Origin of the sequence: Streptomyces sp. NPDC002734, from assembly GCF_040295685.1 — a bacterium.
Lineage (GTDB): Bacteria > Actinomycetota > Actinomycetes > Streptomycetales > Streptomycetaceae > Streptomyces.
Map to the genome: position 1 here is coordinate 148,854 of NZ_JBEOVU010000002.1, position 23,576 is coordinate 172,429.

18 protein-coding genes are annotated in these 23,576 nt (G+C 74.3%); 10 read left to right on the top strand and 8 right to left on the bottom strand.

Annotated elements, in window-relative coordinates:
- Positions 1-35: 35 nt before the first annotated feature.
- Positions 36-608, bottom strand: a complete 573-nt coding sequence (locus ABT026_RS02390) for an SMI1/KNR4 family protein (protein ID WP_351111287.1) — start codon at positions 606-608, stop codon at positions 36-38.
- 137 nt (positions 609-745) lie between these two features.
- On the opposite strand from ABT026_RS02390, the gene ABT026_RS02395 reads away from it, so the two are divergent.
- Positions 746-1,177: a PaaI family thioesterase gene (locus ABT026_RS02395; protein ID WP_351111289.1), complete on the top strand. Its 432-nt coding sequence runs from the start codon at positions 746-748 to the stop codon at positions 1,175-1,177.
- Between the two features lie 49 nt (positions 1,178-1,226).
- On the opposite strand, the gene hydA is transcribed toward ABT026_RS02395, so the two are convergent.
- The 3 genes from hydA to ABT026_RS02410 all read right to left on the bottom strand — a co-directional run bounded on the left by hydA (position 1,227) and on the right by ABT026_RS02410 (position 4,948).
- Positions 1,227-2,627, bottom strand: coding sequence for a dihydropyrimidinase (hydA, locus tag ABT026_RS02400; RefSeq protein WP_351111291.1), 1,401 nt, complete (start codon positions 2,625-2,627; stop codon positions 1,227-1,229).
- 99 nt (positions 2,628-2,726) lie between these two features.
- Positions 2,727-4,004, bottom strand: a complete 1,278-nt coding sequence (locus tag ABT026_RS02405) for an aspartate aminotransferase family protein (RefSeq protein WP_351111636.1) — start codon at positions 4,002-4,004, stop codon at positions 2,727-2,729.
- Positions 4,005-4,105: 101 nt separating this feature from the next.
- Positions 4,106-4,948, bottom strand: a complete 843-nt coding sequence (locus ABT026_RS02410; protein WP_351111293.1) for a nitrilase-related carbon-nitrogen hydrolase — start codon at positions 4,946-4,948, stop codon at positions 4,106-4,108.
- Between the two features lie 382 nt (positions 4,949-5,330).
- Here ABT026_RS02410 and ABT026_RS02415 point away from each other — a divergent pair, with 382 nt between their 5' ends.
- The 7 genes from ABT026_RS02415 (at position 5,331) to ABT026_RS02445 (ending at position 14,123) form a co-directional block, all read left to right on the top strand.
- The gene (locus ABT026_RS02415; protein ID WP_351111295.1) at positions 5,331-6,170 is read left to right on the top strand and encodes a 2,3-dihydro-2,3-dihydroxybenzoate dehydrogenase; all 840 of its coding nucleotides are present in this window, start codon (positions 5,331-5,333) and stop codon (positions 6,168-6,170) included.
- 77 nt (positions 6,171-6,247) lie between these two features.
- On the top strand, positions 6,248-7,447 hold the full coding sequence (locus ABT026_RS02420; RefSeq protein ID WP_351111297.1) for an isochorismate synthase: 1,200 nt from the start codon (positions 6,248-6,250) through the stop codon (positions 7,445-7,447).
- Complete coding sequence (locus ABT026_RS02425) at positions 7,444-9,123, top strand: (2,3-dihydroxybenzoyl)adenylate synthase (RefSeq protein WP_351111299.1); 1,680 nt, start codon at positions 7,444-7,446, stop codon at positions 9,121-9,123. The genes ABT026_RS02420 and ABT026_RS02425 overlap by 4 nt, the downstream gene beginning before the upstream one ends.
- Before the next feature lie 17 nt (positions 9,124-9,140).
- The gene (locus tag ABT026_RS02430; RefSeq protein ID WP_351111301.1) at positions 9,141-9,785 is read left to right on the top strand and encodes an isochorismatase family protein; all 645 of its coding nucleotides are present in this window, start codon (positions 9,141-9,143) and stop codon (positions 9,783-9,785) included.
- Between the two features lie 8 nt (positions 9,786-9,793).
- Positions 9,794-10,024 (top strand): phosphopantetheine-binding protein, encoded by a 231-nt coding sequence (locus tag ABT026_RS02435; protein ID WP_351111302.1) that lies wholly within the window; start codon positions 9,794-9,796, stop codon positions 10,022-10,024.
- Positions 10,021-13,950, top strand: a complete 3,930-nt coding sequence (locus ABT026_RS02440) for a non-ribosomal peptide synthetase (protein WP_351111304.1) — start codon at positions 10,021-10,023, stop codon at positions 13,948-13,950. Before ABT026_RS02435 ends, ABT026_RS02440 begins: the two co-directional genes overlap by 4 nt.
- Positions 13,947-14,123, top strand: coding sequence for an MbtH family NRPS accessory protein (locus ABT026_RS02445; protein ID WP_351111306.1), 177 nt, complete (start codon positions 13,947-13,949; stop codon positions 14,121-14,123). The genes ABT026_RS02440 and ABT026_RS02445 overlap by 4 nt, the downstream gene beginning before the upstream one ends.
- Positions 14,124-14,377: 254 nt before the next feature.
- On the opposite strand, the gene ABT026_RS02450 is transcribed toward ABT026_RS02445, so the two are convergent.
- The gene (locus ABT026_RS02450) at positions 14,378-15,952 is read right to left on the bottom strand and encodes a hypothetical protein (protein ID WP_351111308.1); all 1,575 of its coding nucleotides are present in this window, start codon (positions 15,950-15,952) and stop codon (positions 14,378-14,380) included.
- Between the two features lie 279 nt (positions 15,953-16,231).
- On the opposite strand from ABT026_RS02450, the gene ABT026_RS02455 reads away from it, so the two are divergent.
- Positions 16,232-18,931, top strand: a complete 2,700-nt coding sequence (locus ABT026_RS02455; protein WP_351111310.1) for an ATP-dependent Clp protease ATP-binding subunit — start codon at positions 16,232-16,234, stop codon at positions 18,929-18,931.
- Positions 18,932-19,089: 158 nt separating this feature from the next.
- Here ABT026_RS02455 and ggt read toward each other — a convergent pair whose 3' ends face one another.
- Positions 19,090-20,877: a gamma-glutamyltransferase gene (gene ggt, locus ABT026_RS02460; protein WP_502967888.1), complete on the bottom strand. Its 1,788-nt coding sequence runs from the start codon at positions 20,875-20,877 to the stop codon at positions 19,090-19,092.
- 198 nt (positions 20,878-21,075) lie between these two features.
- On the opposite strand from ggt, the gene ABT026_RS02465 reads away from it, so the two are divergent.
- Positions 21,076-21,843, top strand: coding sequence for a hypothetical protein (locus tag ABT026_RS02465; protein ID WP_351111312.1), 768 nt, complete (start codon positions 21,076-21,078; stop codon positions 21,841-21,843).
- 176 nt (positions 21,844-22,019) lie between these two features.
- Here the strand turns inward: ABT026_RS02465 and ABT026_RS02470 are convergent, their stop codons facing one another.
- Together ABT026_RS02470 and ABT026_RS02475 are read right to left on the bottom strand one after the other, a co-directional pair.
- The gene (locus ABT026_RS02470; RefSeq protein WP_351111314.1) at positions 22,020-22,919 is read right to left on the bottom strand and encodes an amino acid ABC transporter permease; all 900 of its coding nucleotides are present in this window, start codon (positions 22,917-22,919) and stop codon (positions 22,020-22,022) included.
- Positions 22,916-23,560: an amino acid ABC transporter permease gene (locus ABT026_RS02475; protein ID WP_351111316.1), complete on the bottom strand. Its 645-nt coding sequence runs from the start codon at positions 23,558-23,560 to the stop codon at positions 22,916-22,918. Before ABT026_RS02475 ends, ABT026_RS02470 begins: the two co-directional genes overlap by 4 nt.
- Positions 23,561-23,576: the final 16 nt, after the last annotated feature.

The window sequence follows — 23,576 nt, forward strand, 5'->3', positions numbered from 1 at the left end:
GGGACGCGGTCGAGGCGGGCGCCGCGGCGGTCCCCTCAGCCCGCGTCGAACCACTCCTTGCCCGCCGCCCAGTGGGCCACCCAGCCGGCGAACCCCGACTCGGCCGTGGTGTGTCCGAACTCCGCCCCGAACGGCAGGGCGCCCACGTCGGTGACGTTCCATATGTGGCCGCGGTGCGGGCCCGTGACCACCAGATGCCAGTACATCCCGCACCCGTCGGTGCCGAGCACGACCGTGCCGTGGTCGAAGACCGGGCCGAACAGCGCGTCCAGCTCCTCCTGCGGCCGGTCGTCCTCCTCCCACAGCCACGCCTCGGTGAGCGGGAACGGCTGGGCGAGGTCCCTCGGCGGCCGGCCCTCGCCCCAGTCCGCGGGCAGCTCGGCCAGGGGCACCAGCCCGTAGTCCGGCGGCCCCTGCGCGGACCCGTCCGTCACCTCCGCCACGAACGACCGGTACGGCTCCGGCAGCACAACGCCGTGCTCCGCCTCGAAGGCCCGCACGGCCTCCCACCCCAGGGCCGGGCTCCCACCGTCGTCCACGGCGAAGGCTTCCCGCAGCGCGGCCAGTTGCGCGGCCAGACCCGCGGGGGCCGCATTCTCCGTCTCCATGACCTCAGGAATAACACGCCCCACCGACAGGCCAGCCCCCACAGGCGATCTTGACAGCCCCCGACGGCGGCCACCATCGTCGGCACCCGACATCACGGAAGCCGAAGCCACGTAACCCGCACCCCACGGAGGCACGCATGGACGCCGACCCCGGCCTGACCCTGGGACAGAAGGTCCTCGCCGCCCAGCCCTTCAACGCGCTGGTCGGCGCACGCCTGACCGCCTTCGCGGACGGGCGGGCGACCCTGGAGGTGGACGTGCGCGACGAGTTGCGCCAGCAGAACGGCATCCTGCACGGCGGTGTGCTGGCCTACGCGGCGGACAACGCCCTCACCTTCGCCGCGGGCGCCGCGGTGGGGATCGGGGTGCTGACCGCCGGGTTCACCATCGACTACCTGCGCCCCGCGGACGGCGTCCTGCTGCGGGCCGAGGCCGAGGTGGTGCGCGCCGGCCGCAGCCGGGTGGTCACCCGGTGCGACCTGATCGTCGTGGCGGCCGACGGCACGGAGTCCCTGTGCGCCGTCGCCCAGGGCTCGGTCTCGGTGACGGCGCCCCGCGTGGAGGGCTGACCGCTCCGAGCGGGCGGGGCGCCCGCCCGCTCGCGGGCACCCGCGCCGCTCAGCCGGCCAACTGGCAGAGTCCACGCGGCAGATACGCCCCGTGCCCGGCACGCCCCACGTACGCGCGGTCCTGGATCACGGGCACCCCGCGGGAGAGCACCGTCTCGACGCGTCCGGTGATCCGCCGTCCCTCGTAGGCCGAGTAGTCGACGTTCATGTGGTGCGTGTCCGCCGAGAGGACCTGCTCGGCGTGCGGGTCGTAGATCACGACGTCCGCGTCCGCGCCGGGCGCCAGGGTGCCCTTCCTCGGGTAGAGGCCGAACATCCGCGCCGGGGTGGCGCAGGCGATCTCGATCCAGCGGCGGCGTGTGAGGTGGCCGTCGACGACGGCCTGGTGAAGCAGGTCCATGCGGTGCTCGACGCCGGGCATGCCGTTGGGGATCTTGCTGAAGTCGCCGCGCCCCATGTCCTTCTGGCCCGTGAAGCAGAACGGGCAGTGGTCGGTGGAGACGACCTGCAGGTCGTCGGTGCGCAGTGCGCGCCACAGCGCCGCCTGGTGCTCGCGGGGGCGCAGCGGCGTGGAGCAGACGTACTTGGCGCCCTCGAAGCCGGGCTCGGCCAGGTTGTCGGTGGACAGGAACAGGTACTGCGGGCAGGTCTCGCCGAAGACGGGCAGGCCCTCGTCGCGCGCGCGGGCCAGCTCGGCCACCGCCTTCGCGGCGGAGACGTGCACGACGTACAGCGGGGCCCCGGCCACCTCGGCCAGACGGACGGCCCGGTGGGTGGCCTCGGCCTCCAGCAGTTCCTTGCGGACCTCGCCGTGGAAACGGGGGTCGGTCTCGCCCCGGGCGAGAGCCTGTTCGACCAGGACGTCGATGGCGATGCCGTTCTCGGCGTGCATCATGATCAGTCCGCCGTTGGCGGCGGCCCGCTGCATGGCGCGCAGGATCTGACCGTCGTCGGAGTAGAAGACGCCGGGGTAGGCCATGAACTGCTTGAAGGAGGTGACCCCCTCCTCCACCAGGCGGTCCATCTCCTTGAGCGTTCGGTCGTTGACGTCCGAGACGATCATGTGGAAGCCGTAGTCGACGGCGCACCGCGACTCCGCCTTGGCGTGCCAGGTGTCGAGCCCTTCGCGCAGGGTGTGGCCGACGGTCTGGACGGCGAAATCCACGATGGTGGTGGTGCCGCCCCAGGCGGCGGCGCGGGTGCCGGTCTCGAAGGTGTCGGAGGAGTAGGTGCCGCCGAACGGCATCTCCATGTGGGTGTGGGCGTCGACCCCGCCCGGGAGCACGTACCGGTCGGTGGCGTCCAGGGTGCGGTCGGCGGTCCAGGACTCGGCGGCGGAGGTGCCGGTGGCGGCGAGGGCGGCGACGCGGCCGTCCTCGATCAGGACGTCGGCGTGCATCTCGTCGGAGGCGGTGACGACGAGGCCGCCGCGGATCACGGTGCGGGACATGGCTGTGCCTCTCCTTCCGTGGGGCACCCCCTGCTCGAGCGCGGCCGGGGCGCCGGTCGGTGACCGTGCGGAGCGCGGCGGGGCGCGAGGCCCCGGATGTCACCCCGCGACCCGGCGCAGGACCCGCTCGAGGATCGCCGCTCCCTCCTCCGCCTCGGCGGCCGTGAGGGACAGCGGCGGGGCGATGCGCAGCGCGCTGGTGTCGTGACCGCCGCCCTTGCCGATGAGGAGGCCTTCCGCGCGGGCGCCCTCCAGGACGGCCGCGGCGGCCTCGGGGTCGGCCAGGTCGGTGCCGGGCCGGACGAGTTCGATGCCGATCATCAGTCCGCGCCCCCGGACCTCACGCACGCCGGGCAGCGCGGAGCAGGCGGTCCGCAGCCGCTCCAGGAGGGGGCCGCCGACCCGGCGGGCGTTGCCCTGGAGGTCGTGCTGGAGCAGGTGGTCGAGGTTGGCGAGGGCGGCGGCCATGGTGATCTGGGTGCCGCCGAAGGTGGAGATGGAGTTCGCGTCGAGGCAGTTCATGATCTCGGCGCGGGCGATCACGCCGCCGACCGACATGCCGTTGCCGATGCCCTTGGCGAAGGTGACGATGTCGGGCGGGCCGTTGCGGTCGTGTGCCTGCCAGCCCCAGAAGTGGTCGCCGGTGCGGCCCCAGCCGGTCTGCACCTCGTCGGCGATCCACAACACGCCTTGTTCGGCGAGGACTTCGCGGAACGCGGCGTACAGCCCGTCCGGCGGGGAGGTGAACCCGCCGACGCCCTGCACGGGTTCGGCGATCAGCGCGGCGGGGGCGCGGACGTGGCCGAGCAGGTCGCGCAGGTCGGCGACGCAGGCGGCGGTGAACGCCTCGTCGTCCAGGTGCGCGTAGGGCCCGCGGTGGCGGACGCCGCCGTGGACGTAGAGGGTCTGCAGCGGGGACAGCGAGGTCGGCGACCAGCCGCGGTTGCCGGTGACGGAGACGGTGGAGAAGGACCGGCCGTGGTAGCTGTTGCGCATGGCCAGGATCTGGTTGCTGCGCCGGTGGGTGGTGGCGAGGAGCAGCGCGGTGTCGTTGGCCTCGGTGCCGGAGGTGGTGAAGAAGACCCGGGCGTCGGGGATGCCGGACAACCGGGCGATGCGCTCGGCGAGTTCGACCATCGGCCGGTTCAGGTAGAGCGTGGAGGAGTGCAGCAGCCGGCCGGCCTGTTCGGTGACCGCCTTGGCGACCTCGGGGAGGGCGTGGGCGGTCATCGTGGTGAGGATGCCGCCGAAGAAGTCGAGGTACTCGCGGCCCTGGGCGTCCCGGACGCGGCGTCCCTCGCCCTGGACGATCTCCAGCGGGTCGTCGTAGTAGAGGGCCAGCCAGTCGGGGAGCACGGCCCGGTGCCGGCCGAGCAGTCCGGCCGGACCCTGGTCCTCGCCGGCGGTGGCCGGGGCCGTCCCGTCGGCCGTCGTCCCGTCCGTCGTCGCCCCGTCCGCCGTCGTCTCGTCCGTCGCCGTCACGGCTGCACCAGTCCCTGGTAGGCGTCGGGCCGCCGGTCGCGGTAGAAGGCCCACTGCTGCCGGACCTCCTCGATGAGGCCGAGGTCGAGGTCGCGCACGACGAGTTCCTCCTCCTTGTCGCTGGCCACGTCGCCGACGAACTGGCCGCGCGGGTCGACGAAGTAGCTGGTGCCGTAGAAGTCGTTGTCGCCGTAGGGCTCCCGGCCGACCCGGTTGATGGCGGCGACGAAGTACTCGTTGGCGACCGCGGCGGCGGGCTGTTCCAGCTGCCACAGGTAGGCGGAGAGCCCGCGTGAGGTGGCGGAAGGGTTGTAGACGAGCTGGGCGCCGTTGAGGCCGAGCTGGCGCCAGCCCTCGGGGAAGTGCCGGTCGTAGCAGATGTAGACGCCGACCTTGCCGACCGCGGTGTCGAAGACCGGCCATCCCAGGTTGCCCGGCTTGAAGTAGTACTTCTCCCAGAATCCCTTGACCTGCGGGATGTGGTGTTTGCGGTACTTGCCCAGGACCGTCCCGTCCGCGTCGACGACGACCGCGGTGTTGTAGTAGAAGCCGCTCTGCTCGACCTCGAAGACCGGCACCACGACGACCATGCCGGTCTCGCGGGCGAGGGCCCGCATGCGGGTCACGGTGGGGCCGTCGGGGACGGGTTCGGCCCACCGGTAGTGCTCCGGGTCCTGGACCTGGCAGAAGTAGGGGGCGTTGAAGACTTCCTGGAAGCCGATGACCTGGGCGCCCTGCCGGGCCGCCTCACGGGCGTGCTCCTCGTGCTTGGCGATCATGGACTCGGTGTCGCCGGTCCAGGTGGCCTGGACCAGGGCTGCGCGTACGACGTGGGCCACGAGCTGCTCCTTCGACGGAACGTCAGAGGGCCTCTGGTGCGGGGACTCACCGCTGGGCGGGAGCAAGGCGGACGGGGTCGGGCTGCCGGGGCGGACGCGACCGCCGGAATCTCGAACTTAGGACGCCCCGGGGGCGTTGCCAAGACCATCCCGGCAAAGCCGTCGAGTCACCGCACATCACCACCCTTGCGGGCCAGCCTCCGAGGGGCCCGCCGGGCGCGGAACGGCCGGATCAGGTACCCGTGCGCTCTTCCCACCAGAACATTGGTTAGCCTAACCTTACTTTCGTTGCGCTGCCCGCAGCGGTGGTGACCCCTGCGCACGCTCCACCGGGGACAACTGCCGTCCGGGCGGCCCGTCCCCGGGAAGAAGGAAGCCTCCAGTGTCCCACCCGTCCGCCGCCCCCCACGTACCCGCTCTCCCGGATGCCGGAGCCCCAGGCGCGCGGGAGTTCGCCGGACGGACCGCGCTGGTGACCGGGGCGGCACGGGGCATCGGCAAGGCCGTGGTGCGGGCGTTGGCCGCCCGGGGCGCCCGGGTGCTGGCCACCGACCTCAAGGCTCCGAAGGTGAAGAAGCTCGCCGCCGCGCACGACGGCCGGGTCACCTCGCTGGCGCTGGACGTCCGGGACGCCGCGGCCGTGGACGCCGCCGTCGCGCACGCCGAGGACACCCTGGGCCCGCTGGACGTCGTGGTGAACGTCGCCGGGGTGCTGTGGTCCTCCCCCGTGGTCGATCTGACGGACGAGAAGTGGGACGCCCACTTCGCCGTGAACACCACGGGCGTCTTCCACGTCTCGCGGGCCGCCGCCCGGCGGATGACGGGGCGCGGCCGCGGCAGCATCGTCACCGTCGCCTCCAACGCGGCCGGCATACCGCGCGCCGGGCTCGCCGCCTACGCCGCCTCCAAGGCGGCCACGGTGATGTTCACCAAGTGCCTGGGCCTGGAGGTCGCCGCGCGGGGGGTGCGCTGCAACACCGTCTCCCCCGGCTCCACCATGACCGACATGCAGCGCGGGATGTGGGCCGGCGGCGATGCCGAGGCCGCCGCGCGCCGGGTGGTGGAGGGCGACCTCGCCGCCCACCGCACCGGGATACCGCTGGGACGGATCGCCGACCCCGAGGACGTCGCCGAGGCCGTCGTGTTCCTCGCCTCCGACCGCGCCCGGCACATCACGATGCACGACCTGTACGTCGACGGCGGAGCCACCCTGCGCGCCTAGGCCCCGACCGCCCTCCCCCACACGCCCGGGGGCCCAGCGAGGGCTCGCCCGCCCCCGTCCGACGAACTGGAGAAGTGATGACCGCCCCCCTGCGAGAGTCCACGGTCCTTCCCGCTCCGCCCGCCGCCCTCGGCGCGGCGACCGCGCTGCTGGACGCCTACCGTCCCGGCGACCGCTTCCTCGCCACCCCGCACCGCACCCTGCTCGGCGAGGGCGTCGCGGCCCGCGTCCCGCACGACGCACGCCCGCTGACCGAGCGGGTGCGCGAGGTCCTCGCCGACGCCCCGGAGCGCACCGGGGACCCCGGCGCGGTGGTCATGGGATCGGTGCCGTTCTCCCCGGACGCGCCGCCCGCCCTGGCGGTGCCCGCCTCGCTGCGCACCGCGCCCGCGCTGGTCGAGGACCCGCTGATCGCCCTGCCGGTGGCCGACGGCCCGCGCCGGGACTGGCAGGTGCGCGAGGTGCCCTCGGGTGCCGCGTACGGCCGTGCGGTCGCCGACGCCGCGGCCCGCATCCGCGCCGGGGAGTTCGACAAGGTGGTGCTGGCCCGCACCCTGGAGCTGACCTGCGGTCAGGAGCCGGACCTCCCGCTGATGCTGCGCCGGCTGGCCCGCCGCGACCCCGGCGGCTACACCTTCGCGGTGCCCACCGGCCCGCGCCGCACCCTGATCGGCGCCAGCCCCGAGCTGCTGGTCTCCCGCCGCGGGGCCACCCTGACCGCGAACCCGCTGGCCGGTTCGCTGCCGCGCTCCACCGATCTCGCCGAGGACGTGCGGCGCGCCCACAGTCTGCTGGAGTCCCCGAAGGACCTGCACGAGCACGCGGTGGTGGTGGAGGCGGTGCGTGAGGCGCTGGCCCCGTTCTGCTCCCGCATCGAGGTGCCCGAGCGCCCCACCCTGGTCAACACCGCGGCCATGTGGCACCTGTCCACCACCGTCACCGGCGAGCTGGCCGACCCGGGGACCACCGCCCTCGACCTGGCCTCCGCCCTGCACCCGACGCCCGCGGTCTGCGGCACCCCCACCGGCCTGGCCCGCGCGGTCATCGCCGGTTACGAGCCCTTCGACCGTGGCGCCTACACCGGGATGGTCGGCTGGCAGGACGCCTCCGGCGACGGCGAGTGGGTGGTCACCATCCGCTGCGCGGAGGCCGAGGGCGCGCTGCTGCGCCTGTTCGCCGGGGCGGGCATCGTGGGGGCGTCCTCCGCCGAGGCGGAGACCGCCGAGACCGCCGCCAAGTTCCGTACCTTCCTGAACGCCGTGGGAGCCGCTCTGTGAGCACCGAGACCGACGCCCGTCAGCCCGCCACCGCGCGGTCCGCCACCACGCCCGGCGTCGACGCGCCGACTTGGCCGGCGGAGTTCGCCGACCGCTACCGCGCCGCCGGCTACTGGCGGGGCGAGACCATCGGCGGCGTGCTGCGCGAGCGCGCGGAGCGACTCCCGGACCACGAGGCGCTGGTGGACCCGGCCCCCGCCCGCCGGTCCTGGACGTACCGCGAGCTGGACGAGGCGGTCGACCGAATGGCCGCCGGATTCGCCGGCCGCGGGATCGCCAAGGGCGACCGGGTGGTCGTGCAGCTGCCGAACACCGCCGAGTTCATCCAGGTGATCATGGCCCTGTTCCGGATCGGCGCCCTGCCGGTGTTCGCGCTGCCCGCGCACCGCGAGAGCGAGATCCGTTACTTCTGCTCCTTCACTGAGGCCGTCGCCTACGTCACCGCCGACCGGCACGCCGGTTTCGACCACGCGGCGCTCGCCACCCTGGTGAAGAGCGAAGTGCCCACGCTGCGTGAGGTGTTCGTCGTCGGCGAGGCCGGGGAGCACACGCCGCTGGCCGAGGTGGACGGCGATCCGGCCGGCCTGCCGGAGGGCCCCGAGCCGCACGAGCTGGCCTTCCTTCAGCTGTCCGGCGGCACCACCGGCGTGCCCAAGCTGATCCCCCGCACCCACGACGACTACCTGTACTCGGTGTGGGGCTCCAACGAGATCTGCGCCGTGGACACCGGCACCCGGTTCCTGGTGGTGCTGCCCGCCGCCCACAACTTCCCGGTCAGCTCGCCGGGTTGGCTGGGCGTGTTCTACGCCGGCGGCACCGTGGTGCTGTCCCCGAACACCGACCCGGCCACCACCTTCCCGCTGGTCGAGCGGGAACGGATCACCATGACCGGTCTGGTCCCGCCGCTGGCGATCGTCTGGACCGACGCCGCAGCGGCCGCCTCGCACGACCTCTCCAGCCTGCGGTCGGTGCTGGTGGGCGGCGCCAAGTTCAGTGAGGCGGCGGCCCGCCGCTTCGAGCCGGCCCTCGGCTGCCGCCTTCAGCAGGTCTTCGGCATGGCCGAGGGGCTGGTCAACTACACGCGTCTCGACGACCCGCTGGAGACGATCGTCTCCACCCAGGGGCTGCCCATCTCCCCCGCCGACGAGATCCGCATCGTCGACGACCACGACCAGGACGTCGCCGAGGGCGAGTTCGGGCACCTGCTGACCCGCGGCCCGTACACCATCCGCGGCTACTGGCGGGCGCCCGAGCACAACCGGCGGTCCTTCACCGAGGACGGCTTCTACCGCACCGGCGACATCGTGCGCCGTACCCCGACCGGCCACCTGGTCGTCGAGGGCCGTGCCAAGGACCAGATCAACCGCGGCGGCGAGAAGATCGCCCCGGAGGAGGTGGAGAACGTCATCCTGCGCCACCCGTCGGTCCACGACGTCTCCGTGGTCGCCGTTCCCGACGAGTACCTCGGCGAGCGCAGCCTCGCCTACGTCGTCCTGCGCAAGGACGCCGAGCCGCTGAAGTCCGTCGCGGTCAAGCGCTTCGTGCGCGAGCAGGGCATCGCCGCCTTCAAGGTGCCCGACCTCGTCGAGTTCGTCGACGAGTTCCCGCAGACCGGCGTCGGCAAGGTCAGCAAGAAGGGGCTGCGGGCAGCCGCGGACTCCGCCCAGGATCAGTGAAAGGCCCTCGACGTCCCATGGCACTTCCCGCCATCGCCCCCTACCCGCTGCCCGCACCGGACGAGCTGCCCGCCAACCGCGTCTCCTGGACGGCGGACCCCCGGCGCGCCGTGCTGCTCGTGCACGACCTGCAGAACCACTTCCTCGGGTCCTTCCCGGCCGGTGAGCAGCCGCTGACCGGCATGCTCGCCAACACGGCCCGGCTGATCGCCGCCGCCCGCGCGGCGGGCGTCCCGGTCGTGTACTCCGCGCAGAAGGGCGGCCAGACGCCCGAGGAGCGCGGCCTCCAGCTGGACTTCTGGGGGCCGGGCGTCGCCGACGACCCCGAGAGGCTGACCACCCCGGAGATCGTGGCCCCGGCGCCGGGCGACACGCTGCTGCGCAAGTGGAAGTACAGCGCCTTCGTCCGCACCGAACTGGCCGAGCTGATGGCCGGGTGGGGCCGCGACGAGCTGATCGTCACCGGCGTCTACGCCCACATCGGCGTGCTGATGAGCGCGGCCGACGCCTGGCAGCGCGACATCCGCGCCTACCTGGTCGCCGACGCCGTCGCCGACTTCAGCCGCGCCGACCACGACATGGCCCTGCGCTGGGCCGCCGGCCGCTGCGCGGCCGTCACCACCACCGACGCGCTGCTGGGCGCGCTGACCGAGAAGGACTGATCCGCGCGATGGCCCTCACCCTGCACCAGATCCACGCCGACGTCGCCGACTGCCTCGGCGAGGACCCCGCCGAGATCCCGGTGGACGAGAACCTCGTGGACTACGGCCTCGACTCGGTCCGCATCATGACGCTGCTCGAGGGCTGGCGCCGCGACCACGGCGTCGGCGCCGACTTCGCCGACCTCGCGGAGCAGCCCGCCGTCGAGGCCTGGGCGCGACTGCTGGGGGCGGCCTCATGACCGTCGCCACGCCCACCCCCACCGGGGCGCACACCGGGGACTCCCCGCCCGAACTCCCGCTCACCGCCGCGCAGTCGGGCATGTGGTACGCGCAGGCGCTGGATCCCGCCGGCCCGGCGCTGAACACGGCCGAGTGCGCCGAGATCGACGGCCCGCTGGACCCGGACCTCTTCGCCCGTGCCCTGCGGCTGGTGGTGCGGGAGGCGGACGCGTTGCGCGTGCGTCTGGTGGAGACGCCGCAGGGGCCGCGCCAGCGCGTCCTGGAGGAGGTCGAGCTGCCCTTCCAGGTGCTCGACCTCAGGGACGCCGACGACCCGGCCGCGCGCGCCGAGGAGTGGATGCGCGCCGACCTGGCGCGGCCGTTCGACCTCGGCGGCACGGAGCCGCTGTTCGCCCAGGCACTGCTGCGCACCGGGGACGAACGCTGGCTGTGGTACCAGCGCATCCACCACCTGGTCATGGACGGCTACGGCTACACCCTGCTGGGCCGCCGCACCGCGGAGGCGTACAGCGCCTTCGCCCGTGGCGAGGAGCCGCCCGCGACGGCCTTCCGGCCGTTGGCCGAGCTGGTCGCCGCCGACCTGGAGTACCGCTCCGGCGAGGCGCTGGAGACCGACCGCGCGCACTGGTCGCAGCTGCTGGCCGACCGTCCCGAGGCCCCGCACCTGGCCGGACGCGGCGCGCAGCCCTCGCGGACCTTCCTGCGCCGCACCGCCCACCTCTCCCCCGAGGCCACCGGCCGGCTGCGGGAGACCGCGTCCGCGCTGAAGGCCACCTGGCCCGAGGTGATGATCGCCGCGCAGGCGCTCTACACCGCCCGCGCCACCCACCGGCAGGAGGTGGTGCTCGGCGTGCCGCTGATGGGCCGCATGGGCTCCGTCGCGCTGCGGGTGCCCGGCATGGTGATGAACGTGCTGCCGCTGCGGGTGTCCGTGGAGCCGCGGCAGACCTTCGCCGCGCTGGTGCGCCAGGTGGTGCTGGCGCTGCGCGCGGCCCGCCGCCACCAGCGGTACCGCTACGAGGACATCCGCCGCGACCTGGGGCTGCTGGGCGAACAGCGCGCGCTGGTGGGGCCGATGGTCAACACCATGCCCTTCGACTACGCGGTGGACTTCGCGGGCTCCCCGGCACGGCTGCGCAGCCTGTCCGCCGGGCCGGTGGAGGACCTGACGGTCAACGTCTACGACCGCGCCGACGGGCACGGCCTGGAGATCGACCACGACGCCAACCCGGCGCTCTACTCCGAGGACGAGGTCGCCCTCCACCAGGACCGCTTCCTGGCGCTGCTCGACCGCCTGGTGGCCGCCGACCCCATGCTGCCGCTGGCCGCGCACCCGGTGGCCCTGCCGCACGAACTCGACCTGGTGGTAAGGGACTTCAACGACACCGCACAGGAGCTCCCGCCGACCACGCTGATCGGCCCGATCGAGGCGCAGGCCGCCCGCACCCCGGACGCCCCCGCCCTGGTCTTCGACGGCACGACGCTCACCTACGCCGAGCTCAACGCCCGCGCCAACCGGCTGGCCCGCCACCTGATCGAGCGGGGCGCGGGCCCCGGCAAGGTGGTCGGGGTGGCGCTCCCCCGCTCGCTGGAGCTGGTGACCGCGCTGCTGGCCGTGGTGAAGGCGGGCGCCGCCTACCTGCCGCTGGACCCCGACCACCCGGCCCGGCGGCTGACCGACATGCTCGAGGACGCCGCGCCGGTGTGCGCGGTGACCGACCACGACCGGCGGCTGCTCTCCGACGTGGCCACCCCGCTGGTGGTGCTCGACGGCCTGGACCTGTCCGCCCACCCGGCCTGCGACCCGGCCCGGGCGCTGACGCCCTCGCACCCGGCCTACGTCATCTACACCTCCGGCTCCACCGGCCGTCCCAAGGGCGTCGTGGTGCCGCACTCGGCGATCGACAACCGCCTGCGGTGGATGCAGCACGCGTACCCGCTGGGCCCCGGCGACAGGGTGCTGCAGAAGACGCCCGCCTCCTTCGACGTGTCGGTGTGGGAGTTCTTCTGGCCGCTGCGGGTGGGCGCGACGCTGGTGGTGGCCGAGCCCGGCGGTCACCGGGACCCGGCCTACCTGACCTGGCTGATCAACGAGGAGAAGGTCACCACCTGCCACTTCGTGCCCTCGATGCTCCAGCTGTTCCTGGCCGAGCCGTCGGCCGCCACGGTGGGCTCCACGCTGCGCCAGGTGTTCTGCAGCGGCGAGGCGCTCCCGAGGGACACCGCGCGCGCCTTCGCCGGCCGGCTGCCCGGGGTGCGGCTGCACAACCTGTACGGCCCCACCGAGGCCGCGGTGGACGTCTCGTACCACGAGGTGCTGCCGGGCGACGAGGGGCCGGTGCCGATCGGCGCCCCGGTGTGGAACACCCGGCTGTACGTCCTGGACGCGGCGCTCCAGCCCTGCCCGCCCGGCGTTCCCGGCGAGCTCTACCTGGCCGGCGCCCAGCTGGCCGACGGCTACCTGGGACGCCCGGAGCTGACGGCCTCACGGTTCGTCGCCGACCCGTTCGGCCCGCCCGGCGAGCGGATGTACCGCACCGGCGACCTGGCGCGGTGGCGCGCGGACGGCGGGGTCGAGTACCTGGGCCGCACCGACCACCAGGTGAAGCTGCGCGGCCAGCGCATCGAACTGGGCGAGATCGAGGCCGCGTTGGCCGCCCAGGACGGGGTGGACGGCGCCTGCGCGCTGGTCCGCGAGGACCGCCCGGGCGACCAGCGCCTGGTCGGCTACGTCACCGGCGCGGCCGACCCGCTCGCGGTGCGCGAGGCGGTGGCGCTGACGCTGCCGGAGCACATGGTGCCGACGGCCGTGGTGGCGCTGGAGGAGTTCCCGCTGTCGCCCAACGGCAAGCTGGACCGCCGCGCCCTGCCGGTCCCGGTCCATGAGCCTTCCGGTGGCCGCCGGCCGACGGTGGCCCGCGAGGAGGCGATGGCCCGGATCTTCGCCGAGGTGCTGGGGCTGGGCGAGGTGGGCGCCGACGACACCTTCTTCGACCTGGGCGGCTCCTCGCTGCTGGCGATCCGTCTGGTGGGGCGGATCCGCGAGGAGTTCGGCGCGGAGCTCACCCTCGGCTCGCTGTTCGCCTCGCCGACGCCCGCGGCGCTCGCCGCCCGGCTGGACAGCGCCCGTCCGGCCTCCTCGGACGCGCTGGACGTGGTGCTGCCGCTGCGCCCCGACGGTGACCTGCCGCCGCTGTTCGTGGTGCATCCCGCGGGCGGCATCGCCTGGTGCTACGCGGGGCTTCCCGCGCGGCTGGGCCCCGACCGGCCGGTGTACGGCGTGCAGGCGCCCGGGCTGCTGGAGGGCGGCCCGCTGCCCGCGTCGCTGGAGGAACTGGCCGCCGAGTACGTCGGCCGGATCCGCGCGGTGCGGCCGCACGGGCCGTACCGGCTGATGGGCTGGTCGGTCGGCGGCGCGCTGGCGCAGACCATGGCGGTGCTGCTTCAGGAGGCCGGCGAGGAGGTCGACCTGCTGGCGCTGCTCGACGCGTTCCCCGCCGAGCAGTGGCGGGAGCGGCCCGCGCCGGAGGAGGGCGACGCGCTCACCGCGGTGCTGCGGATGGCGGGCCTGGAGCGGACCGTGGAGGCCACCAAGGACGACGTGGTCGCCACGCTGGCCCGGCTCGGCAGCCCGCTGGGCGGCCTCTCCGACGTCACGCTGAACCGGATCGTCGACATCGTGCCGCACAACGCGCGGCTGATGCGCGAGCACGTCCACCGGCGGTACGAGGGCGACCTGCTGTTCTTCACCGCCGCGGCCCCGCGCGCGGAGGACTGGCTGACCTGGGAGTCCTGGCGTCCGCACGTCGGCGGCGAGGTCCGCAACCTGGACCTCGACTGCACCCACCCGCTGATCACCCAGGGCCGCCACCTGGACGCGGTGGCCGCGGTGGTCTCCGCCCGGCTGAAGGAGCTCGACGCGTGAGCGCGACCGACATCCCCTCCCCGTTCGACGCCCCGACGCCGTTCTGGGTCCTGGTCAACGACCGCGGGGAACGCTCGCTGTGGCCGGACTGGCGTGAGGTCCCGGCCGGCTGGACCCGGGTGTTCGGCCCCGCGTCACGGGAGGAGTGCGAGGCCTCCCTCCACCGGCCGTGACCCGCGCGGGCCGCGTCCCCAGCCGGGGGCGCGGCCCGCGCCGTCACCCGGGCTGTCGCGGGCAGCGAGTGCCGATGGGCCTGCGGCGCTCGGGCGACGGATCCCGCGCGCCTGCGGCTCGGGCGACGGTGCCGCGCGGCACCGACGGTAAGCCGGGCGACGGGTCCCGTCCGCCGCCGGCACGGCATCCGCCCCGCACCCCGCCGCACCGGAAACGGGCGCCCGTGCGCCCCCGTGAGGGGCCGGCCCGGGGGCTACGCGCCCCCTACCCCCGCGACCCGCAGCGCGTGGACGACGTCCCAGTAGCGGTCCTGCGACACCCCGCGCGCCGCCTCCAGCAGCAACGGGACCATCCGCGCCGGATTCCCCGCCGCGCAGCGCGCCGCCTCGGCGGGCACCCGGGTGCGCACGTACGCGTCCATCAGCAGCCGCACCTCCCTGTCGCGCCGCGCGTCGCACAGGGCCGCCACCGCGTCCGCCATCTCCTCGGCGGGACGGGCCACGCCCTGCCGCAGCACCCGCTCCCCGTCGTCCGGCCGGCCCGCCGCCGCGAGCGCGTCGGCGACCGGCACCAGGCGCGGCACGGGCAGGGACGACGCCTCCCACAGCAGCGTGGCCCACTCGGCCTCGCCGCCCGACCCCTCCAGCCATTCGGCGGCCAGGGGGAGGCGGGAGACCGGCCACCGCGCCATCTCCGCCAGCAGCGCGTGCGCCTCCCCCGAACGGCCCTGACCGCGCAACCGCAGCAGTCGCGCCACGCCCTCGGTCACCGCCGCCCGGTCCTCGGCGTCCGGTTCCGCGGGCTCGCGCCGGGCGCCTCCCGGCTGGTCGGCCGCGCCCGCGAACCGCGCGCCCCGCGGCACCGCGTCGGGGGCCGGTTCCGGCACGGGCGCGAGGACGCCGGGGAGAGCCGGCGCCGCGGAGCCGGTGGGCGCTTCCGGTTCCGTCGGCATCCCGGCGAACCGGGCACTGCCACGAGGACGCTTCCTCTTCTGCCGCTTGCCGGCCGTGGCATCCTCGCCGGACCCGTCACCACCGGCCGCCGGGCCGTACGCCGCCCCGGGTTCCGGCCGCCGTTCGGGCTTCGCGCCGTGCCCGGTCACCCCCGGTTCCGGCCGCCGCACGGGCTCCGCGCCGTGCCCGGCCGCTCCGGGTTCCGGCCGCGGTCCGGACTCCTCCGTCCGCGCCCGGTACCGCCCCTGCGCGGGCAGGCCCCGCAGCGGAAGGCCCTGCGGCGCGAGCCCCTGGGCGCGGTGCCCCTGCGCAGGCGGCTCCTGCGCGGGGCGGCCCCGCGGGCCGCCGGTCTCCCACGAGGCGCGCCGCGCCGCGGCCAGGGCCTCCAGCCGGTCCCGTAACTCCGCGGCCCTGGCGACGGCCCGCTCGTGATCGGCCCGCGCCCACGCGAGGTCCGCGCGCAGCGCCTCCGCGGCCCGCGCGTCCCCGGCCGGCGCGACGGGACGCCGGAGCGTCTCCAGCCGCTCTGCGGCCTCCCGTTCCTCGCGCAGGGTGGTCTCCAGCCGGTCCCGCAGGGCCTCCCGTCCTCCGGGCCGCGCATCGTACGCGGCCGCGGCCCGCGCGTGCAGGGCGCGGGCGGTGCCGCGCTCCCGGTCCGCGGCCGGGGCCCCGTGGGCGGCGGCGAGGTCGTGCAGCAGGTCCTCGACGACGTCCCAGGGCGGCACCTCACGCCCCTCGACGCACGCGCGCATACCGTCCGGATCGCGCCGCCAGAAGACGCCGCACCAACCGGCCCGCGGGTCGACGCGGCCCAGGAGTCCGCCCAGGTATCCGGCGAAGTCCCCGACCGGCACCGGGAGTTCTTGCACCACCATGCCGCGATCCCCTCACCGCCGTGGGTCCGGAACTGTCCGGTCCGAAGCGAACACCAGCCGTGTTACGCCCGGGCTACGCCGAGTTTTCCGCCGCGAGCCACGTGATCCTCCGGTCGCGGGCGGTGACGGCCCCGGAGCAGCCGGTCGCCCGCGCGCCCCGTGCGGCCGGCACCGTCCGGCCGAGGTGTAGCCACCTGCCCCAGGGGCACCCGGCGGGCGCACGGACTGTCGACCTCGTGCGCCCGCGCGGTACAGGGGGCGCGCCGAAACGGATGGCTGATGACCAGCGGATTCCCGGGTCCGCAGGGCTACGGCTCGGACCCCTTCGCAGAGTTCTTCGCACGCCTGTTCAGCAGCGGACTCTTCGGTCCCGCTCCGTCGGCCAGGGGGTCCGGCGGCGGCTCCCCGGGCCAGGGCGGCGGCGAGGGCGCCCCGCCACGGCGCGTGGACATCGGCCGTCTGATGAGCCGCCCCGCCCAGGACCTGGTCCGCGCCGCGGCCGCCTACGCCGCCGAGCACGGCAGCCGCGACCTGGAGACCGAGCACCTGCTGCGCGCCGCCCTGGCCATCGAGCCGACCCGCAGCCTGATCGCCCGCGCGGGCGCGGACCCCGACGAGCTGGCGGCGGACATCGACAGCCGCGCCGCCGCGCCCGTGGGCGACGAGACCCCGCCGGCGTCGGTGGCGATGACCCCGGCCGTCAAGCGCGCCCTGCTGGACGCGCACGAGCTGGCCCGCAGCCGCGGCGACGGCTACATCGGCCCCGAGCACGTCCTGAGCGCGCTGGCCGAGAACCCCGACTCGGCGGCCGGCCACATCCTCGGCACGGCCCGCTTCGCGCCCACTCCCCCGCCGGAGGGCCAGGAGTCGTCGGCCGCCGCGGGAGGCCGGGTCCCGGCCGGCTCCACCGCCGTGCGGCGCCATCCCGAGCAGCCGCAGCACGGCATGAACACTCCGAACCTGGACCGTTACGGCCGCGACCTCACCGAGCTCGCCCGGCAGGGCCGGATCGACCCGGTGATCGGGCGGGAGGAGGAGATCGAGCAGACCGTCGAGGTCCTCTCCCGGCGCGGCAAGAACAACCCGGTGCTGATCGGCGACGCCGGCGTCGGCAAGACCGCGATCGTGGAGGGTCTCGCCCAGCGGATCGCGGACGACGACGTCCCCGACGTGCTCGCCGGACGCCGGGTGGTCGCCCTGGACGTGTCCGGCGTGGTGGCGGGCACCCGCTACCGCGGCGACTTCGAGGAGCGGCTCAACGGGATCATCGACGAGATCCGCTCCCACCCGAACGAACTGGTCGTCTTCATCGACGAGCTGCACACGGTGGTCGGCGCGGGAGGCGGCGGTGAGAGCGGCGGGATGGACGCGGGCAACATCCTCAAGCCCGCCCTGGCCCGCGGCGAGCTGCACGTGGTGGGCGCCACCACGCTGGAGGAGTACCGGAGGATCGAGAAGGACGCGGCGCTGGCCCGCCGCTTCCAGCCGGTGATGGTGCCCGAGCCGTCGGTGGCCGACGCGATCGAGATCCTGCGCGGCCTCGCCGACCGCTACGAGGCGCACCACCAGGTGCGGTACACCGACGAGGCGCTGGTGGCGGCGGTGGAGCTCTCCGACCGCTACCTCACCGAGCGGTTCCTGCCCGACAAGGCGATCGACCTGATGGACCAGGCCGGGGCCCGGGTCCGGCTGCGTTCGCGGGGCCGGGGCACCGACGTGCGGGCGCTCCAGCGGGAGGCGGAGCAGCTGACCCGCGACAAGGACCAGGCGGTCGCCGCCGAGCAGTACGAGGAGGCGACGCGGCTGCGCGACCGGATCGAGGAGGTCCGCGCGCGCATCGAGGCGGCCGGCCAGGACGAGCAGCCCGACGAGGGGCAGAACCTGGTGGTCACCGTGGAGTCGATCGCCGAGGTCGTCTCCCGGCAGACGGGCATCCCGGTGGCCAGCCTGACGGCCGAGGAGAAGGACCGGCTGCTGCACCTGGAGGAGCACCTGCACGAGCGCGTGGTGGGCCAGGACGAGGCCGTGAAGGTGGTCGCGGACGCCGTGCTGCGGGCCCGCGCCGGGCTGGCCGGCCCGGACCGGCCGATCGGCAGCTTCCTCTTCCTCGGCCCGACCGGCGTCGGCAAGACGGAGCTGGCGCGGGCGCTGGCGGAGGCACTGTTCGGCAGCGAGGAGCGGATGGTCCGGCTGGACATGAGCGAGTACCAGGAGCGCCACACGGTGAGCCGTCTGGTCGGCGCCCCGCCCGGCTACGTCGGGCACGAGGAGGCGGGTCAGCTCACCGAGGTGGTGCGGCGGCACCCGTACTCGCTGCTGCTGCTCGACGAGGTGGAGAAGGCCCATCCGGACGTCTTCAACATCCTGCTCCAGGTCCTGGACGACGGCCGGCTGACGGATTCGCAGGGCCGCACCGTCGACTTCACCAACACGGTGATCGTGATGACCTCGAACCTGGGTTCCGAGGCGATCGTCCGGGGCGGCGGCGCCCTGGGCTTCACCGCCGCGGACGCCGCCGTGGACGAGGAGGCGCGACGGGAGCGGGTGCTGCGGCCGCTGCGGCAGCACTTCCGGCCGGAGTTCCTCAACCGGATCGACGAGATCGTGGTGTTCCGTCAGCTCACCGACGTGCAGCTGCGGCAGATCACCGATCTGATGCTGGAGCGCACCCGCCGGCGGCTGCACGCGCAGGACGTCACGGTGCGGTTCACCGACCAGGCGGTGGACTGGCTGGCGCGCCACGGCCACCAGCCGGAGTACGGCGCGCGTCCGCTGCGCCGCACCATCCAGCGCGAGGTGGACAACGAGCTGTCCCGGATGCTGCTGGACGGCCGACTGTCCGGCGGTGGGCGGGTCGTGGTGGAGGTCGGTGAGAACGACCGCCTGGCGTTCACGGTGGAGAGCGCCGGTTCGACCGCCGCGGACGGCGACGCCCCGCCGGAGCCTCCCTTCGGCGGCTCCGGCGGAACGGGTTCCTGACCGCGGCAGGCCCTCGGACCGCAGGCGCCGCCCGGCTGCAGCCGGGCGGCGCCTGTCGTGTGCCGGGCGGCGCGTGCGGTGTGCGCCCGGTGGGTCCGCCGGGGTCCGGCCGCGGCCGTCGGGCGCGGCCGGACCCCGTTCGCGGCAGTGGTCAGCGGTCAGCCGGCCGGGCGCACCACCATGGCCGAGCCGCCTCCCCGGCGGACGGTCTCCGCGGCCGCGGTCCAGCGGCCGTCGGGCAGCCGCTGCACGCCGGTGGCCGCGCCGATCTCCGGGTTGCGGCTGAACACGTGGCCGATGGCCTCGAGTTCGGCGCGCAGCGCGCTGTCGTACAGGCCGGGTTCGAGTTCGGTGCGGGCCGCGTTGCGCTGGCTGGCGCGGGGGGCCGCGATGGCGTCCACCAGCGGCAGTCCCCGGTCGACGACGCCGGTGAGGGTCTGCAGGACGGTGGTGATGATGGTCGCGCCGCCCGGCGAGCCGAGCGCCAGCACCGGCCTGCCCTTGCCGTCGAGCACGATCGTCGGGGACATCGAGGAGCGGGGCCGCTTGCCCGGGCCGGGCAGGTTCGGGTCGTGCACGGCCGGGTTGGCCGGGGCGAAGGAGAAGTCGGTCAGCTCGTTGTTCAGCAGGAAGCCGCGCCCCGGCACGGTGATGCCGCTGCCGCCGGTCTGCTCGATGGTGAGCGTGTAGGCGACGACGTTGCCCCACTTGTCGGCGACCGTCAGGTGGGTGGTGCTCTCGCCCTCGTAGGTGGTGGGGGCGGCCTGCCCGCCCGCGGCGCAGGCCGCGGGGTGACGCGGGTCGCCGGGGGCGACGGGGCTGGTGAGCACCGCGTCGTCCTTGATCAGGCAGGCGCGGGAGTCGGCGAACTCCTGGGAGAGCAGTTCACGGGTCGGCACGTCTTCGAAGGCGGGGTCGCCGACCCAGCGGCCGCGGTCGGCGAAGGCGATGCGGCTCGCCTCGACGAAGCGGTGCAGGTACTGCGCCTGGCTCGCGCGGGAGAGGTCGGTGCGCTCCAGGATGTTGAGGGCCTCGCCGACGGTGGTGCCGCCGGACGAGGAGGGCGCCATGCCGTGGACCGTGAGCCCGCGGTAGCGGACGGCCGTGGGCGCCTGCTCCTTGACGCGGTAGCGCGTCAGGTCCCGCTGCGAGAGCTGTCCGGGCCGTGCGCGGTAGTCCGAGGCGGGGTCCACCGGCGGGTGGTTGACCGTCTCGACGACGTCCTCGGCGATCGGGCCGCGGTACATGACGGCGGCGCCCTCCCGGGCCATCCGGGCGTAGGTGCGGGCCAGGTCGGGGTTCTTGAGGGTGGATCCCACCTCGGGCAGCCGCCCGCCGGGCAGGAAGAGCTCCGTGGTGGCCGGGAAGTTACGGAAGCGGGTCTCGTTGGCGGCCGTCTGCGAGCGGAACGTTTCGTCGACCGTGAAGCCGTCACGGGCCAGCCTCTCGGCGGGCGCGAGGACGCCGGACAGCCGCTTGCTGCCCCACTTCTCCAGGGCCTTCTCCCAGGTGGCGGGGGTGCCCGGAGTGCCGACGCTCAGCCCGCTGGTGACGGCCTCCGCGAAGGGGACGGGCTTGCCGGCCTCCAGGAACAGGTCGCTCCCCGCGCTCAGCGGCGCGGTCTCCCGCCCGTCCAGGGTGTGCACGCTGCGGGAGCGGGCGTCGTAGAGCACGAAGTAGCCGCCTCCGCCGACGCCGGCGGAGTACGGCTCGGTGACGCCGAGCGCGGCGGCCGTGGCGACCGCGGCGTCGACCGCGTTGCCGCCCTTCCTGAGGATCTCCAGCCCTGCGGCGGTGGCGTCGGCGTCGACGCTGGAGACGGCTCCGCCGTAGCCGGTGGCCACCGGTGTCTTGGCGGGGCTGTGGCCGCCCGGCGGGCCGGCCGGCGAGCCGTGGGCCGGGGCGGCGACGGTGAGCGAGGAGACGAGGGCGGCCGAGACCGCCAGGATCGCACCCCTTGTGCGCCGTCGTGCTCCGGGCGCTCCCGGCGCTCCGGTCCGGTTCCGTGTGACGGGCTGGGGTGTGACGGAAAGACGCACCTTTACCTCCGGTCATCGGTAATCGCCGCAGCCTAGCCCAAATTGCCGTGCACACTTCAGAGGCGCGCTCGAACGCCAGATGGACGCCCGCTAGGCTGCGCGCCCATGAACAACGTCGTGCTGTACCTCGTCCTCGCCGTGGTCGCCCTCTGCGCGGGCACGGCACTGGGCTGGCTGCTCCGCGGCCGCCTCGCCGAGCGCCGTCTGCGCCGCAAGCAGGCCTTCTTCGGTCTGCCCGACAACGCGGAGTCGCTGCTGGTCGTCAACCGCGACCCGGGGGCCGGTCCGGAGCTCACCGTGGTGCGGCACGACGCCTTCGCGCTGCTGGAACTCGCCGCGGTCGTGCGGGAGTGCAACGCCCACGCGCAGCTGGTGGCGCACGACGCGGCGCAGCAGAGCTTCGGCGAGCGGACCGAGTTCTGCGTCGGCGGGCCGGGCGCCAACCGGCGACTGGCGGCGCACCTGCACTCGCTGCTGCCCGGGGTGCGGATCAACACCGAGCCGGACGCGGGTCCGGACCGCAGCGCCTTCCAGATCGGCACCGAGCGCTACCGGATGGAGCCCGGCACGGAGGAGTACGTGCTGCTGGCCCGGCTGACGGCGGGCCAGGGCAAGGGGGCGCGGCCGGTGTTCCTCTTCTGCGGCCAGCGCGCCATCACCAACCAGGCGGCCACCCGTTACCTGGCCCGCAACCACGAGAAGCTGGCGCGCAAGTACGACGGCGGCTCGTTCGTCCTGCTGCTCAAGGTGGTGAACTCGGCCGCCTACGGCGCGGACGTCGTCGAACTGGTGGGCGACGTGACCAAGGCGGCGCAGTCGGCCCCCGCGGTCAAGGCCCTGCAGGCGCAGCCCAAGCACCGGGCGGGTTCGTGACACCGGGCGCCCTGAACGGGTCCGGTGCCGGGCGGCCGGGCTCGGATCCGGCCGGCGCGCAGCTGACCTTCTCCTCGCCCGTTCCGGACCGCCTTGCGGACGGTCCGGCACCGCGCGAGCAGTGATCTCCGGCTGCTGCCGGGCGGATCCAGGGGTGCCCTGTGAGCCGCCGCTCCCTACGGCCTGTCGGCCGTGGGCGGGGCCTCGCCCGGCAGCAGCGGTCCCGGTCGGTCCGGGGCCACGTCGACGGCCTCGGTCTTCGGGTTGCGCCGCTGGCGCCGGGCGACCCACCCGGCGAACCAGGAGAGCAACATGCACATCCCGATGTAGACCGGCGAGATCACCAGGACCACGGGGATGAAAGGCAAATCATAGTCAAGGTTCGACGCGATGAGTTTCCCGGCGTGCAGAAACTCCTCGTAGGTGATCAGGAAGCCCAGCGAGGTGTCCTTCAGGGCGACCACCAGCTGGCTGATGATCGAGGGCAGCATGGCCCGCGCGGCCTGCGGCGCCAGCACGTGGGTCATCACCTGCGACTTGCGCATGCCGAGCGCGTACGCGGCCTCCCGCTGGCCCCGGTCCACCGAGTTGACGCCTGAGCGGAAGACCTCGGCGAGCACCGAGCCGTTGTAGAGGGTCAGGCCGGTGACCAGCGCGGGCAGCGGGCGCACCTCGAGCGCCACGAACACGAAGAAGATCATCACCAGTACGGGCATGGCCCGGAAGAACTCCACCAGCAGGGTGGAGACCCAGCGCAGCGCCCGGTGGTCGGACAGCCGCCCCATCGCGAGCACCACGCCCAGCAGGAGCGAGAGCACCGCGGCGATGGCGAAGGCCTTGAGGGTGTTCCCCAGGCCGCGCAGCAGCAGTTCCTGGATGCCCTTGTACTGGAACGGCGTCCACTTGGCGGCCTCGAACTGCCCGGTGTCCACCAGCAGGTACACCAGCCAGCCGAGCAGCGCCAGGATCACCAGGGTGGCCGCCGCCCCGTAGAGACGGTGACGGGCGCGTGCCTTGGGGCCCGGGATGTCGTAGAGGGCGGTGGGCGTGTTCTCGGCCTGCGCGGTCGAGGTCATCGGGGCACTCCCCACTTGCGCTCCAGCACGTTGAAGAGCGCGCTGATGGCGAGGGTGATGATCAGGTAGCCGACGGCGATCCACACGAACGTCCACACGACGTCGTAGCCGAGCTCGCCGAGCGTCTTGTACACGCCGAGCAGTTCGGTGACGCTGAACGCGCCCGCGATGGCGGAGTTCTTGGCGAGGGCGATCAGGGTGGAGCCGATCGGCGGGATGACGGTGCGGAAGGCCTGCGGCAGGATGACGAGCGACAGGGTCTGGCCGAACGTCATGCCGAGGCTGCGGGCCGCCTCGCCCTGTCCGCGCGGCACGGTGTTGATGCCCGAGCGCAGCGCCTCGCAGATGAACGCCGAGGTGTAGCAGCCCAGCGCCAGCACCGCGAAGACGGTGAAGGGCAGCACCAGCCCGAAGCGGGGCAGGCCCAGCAGGACGGCGAAGAACAGCAGGGTCAGCGGGGTGTTGCGCAGCACCGTCACCCACACCGTGCCGATCACCCTGAGCGAGCCGACCGGGGCGACCCGGAAGGAGGCCATCAGGAAGCCCAGCACGAGGGCGAGCAGCGAGGCGAAGAAGGTGAGTTCGACGGTGCCGAGGAAGCCCTCGCCGTAGGTGGAGAAGTTGTCGATCAGTACGTTCACGTCAGGTTCCGGTCCT

Excerpts from the sequence above, each read along its gene's own strand:
- ABT026_RS02420 (WP_351111297.1), top strand. The coding sequence starts at position 6,248 with ATGACCGCCCCCCTGCGAGAGTCCACGGTCCTTCCCGCTCCGCCCGCC.
- hydA (WP_351111291.1), bottom strand. The coding sequence starts at position 2,627 with ATGTCCCGCACCGTGATCCGCGGCGGCCTCGTCGTCACCGCCTCCGAC.
- ABT026_RS02440 (WP_351111304.1), top strand. The coding sequence starts at position 10,021 with ATGACCGTCGCCACGCCCACCCCCACCGGGGCGCACACCGGGGACTCC.
- ABT026_RS02430 (WP_351111301.1), top strand. The coding sequence starts at position 9,141 with ATGGCACTTCCCGCCATCGCCCCCTACCCGCTGCCCGCACCGGACGAG.
- ABT026_RS02390 (WP_351111287.1), bottom strand. The coding sequence starts at position 608 with ATGGAGACGGAGAATGCGGCCCCCGCGGGTCTGGCCGCGCAACTGGCC.
- ABT026_RS02455 (WP_351111310.1), top strand. The coding sequence starts at position 16,232 with ATGACCAGCGGATTCCCGGGTCCGCAGGGCTACGGCTCGGACCCCTTC.
- ABT026_RS02450 (WP_351111308.1), bottom strand. The coding sequence starts at position 15,952 with ATGGTGGTGCAAGAACTCCCGGTGCCGGTCGGGGACTTCGCCGGATAC.
- ABT026_RS02465 (WP_351111312.1), top strand. The coding sequence starts at position 21,076 with ATGAACAACGTCGTGCTGTACCTCGTCCTCGCCGTGGTCGCCCTCTGC.
- ABT026_RS02395 (WP_351111289.1), top strand. The coding sequence starts at position 746 with ATGGACGCCGACCCCGGCCTGACCCTGGGACAGAAGGTCCTCGCCGCC.
- ABT026_RS02470 (WP_351111314.1), bottom strand. The coding sequence starts at position 22,919 with ATGACCTCGACCGCGCAGGCCGAGAACACGCCCACCGCCCTCTACGAC.
- ABT026_RS02435 (WP_351111302.1), top strand. The coding sequence starts at position 9,794 with ATGGCCCTCACCCTGCACCAGATCCACGCCGACGTCGCCGACTGCCTC.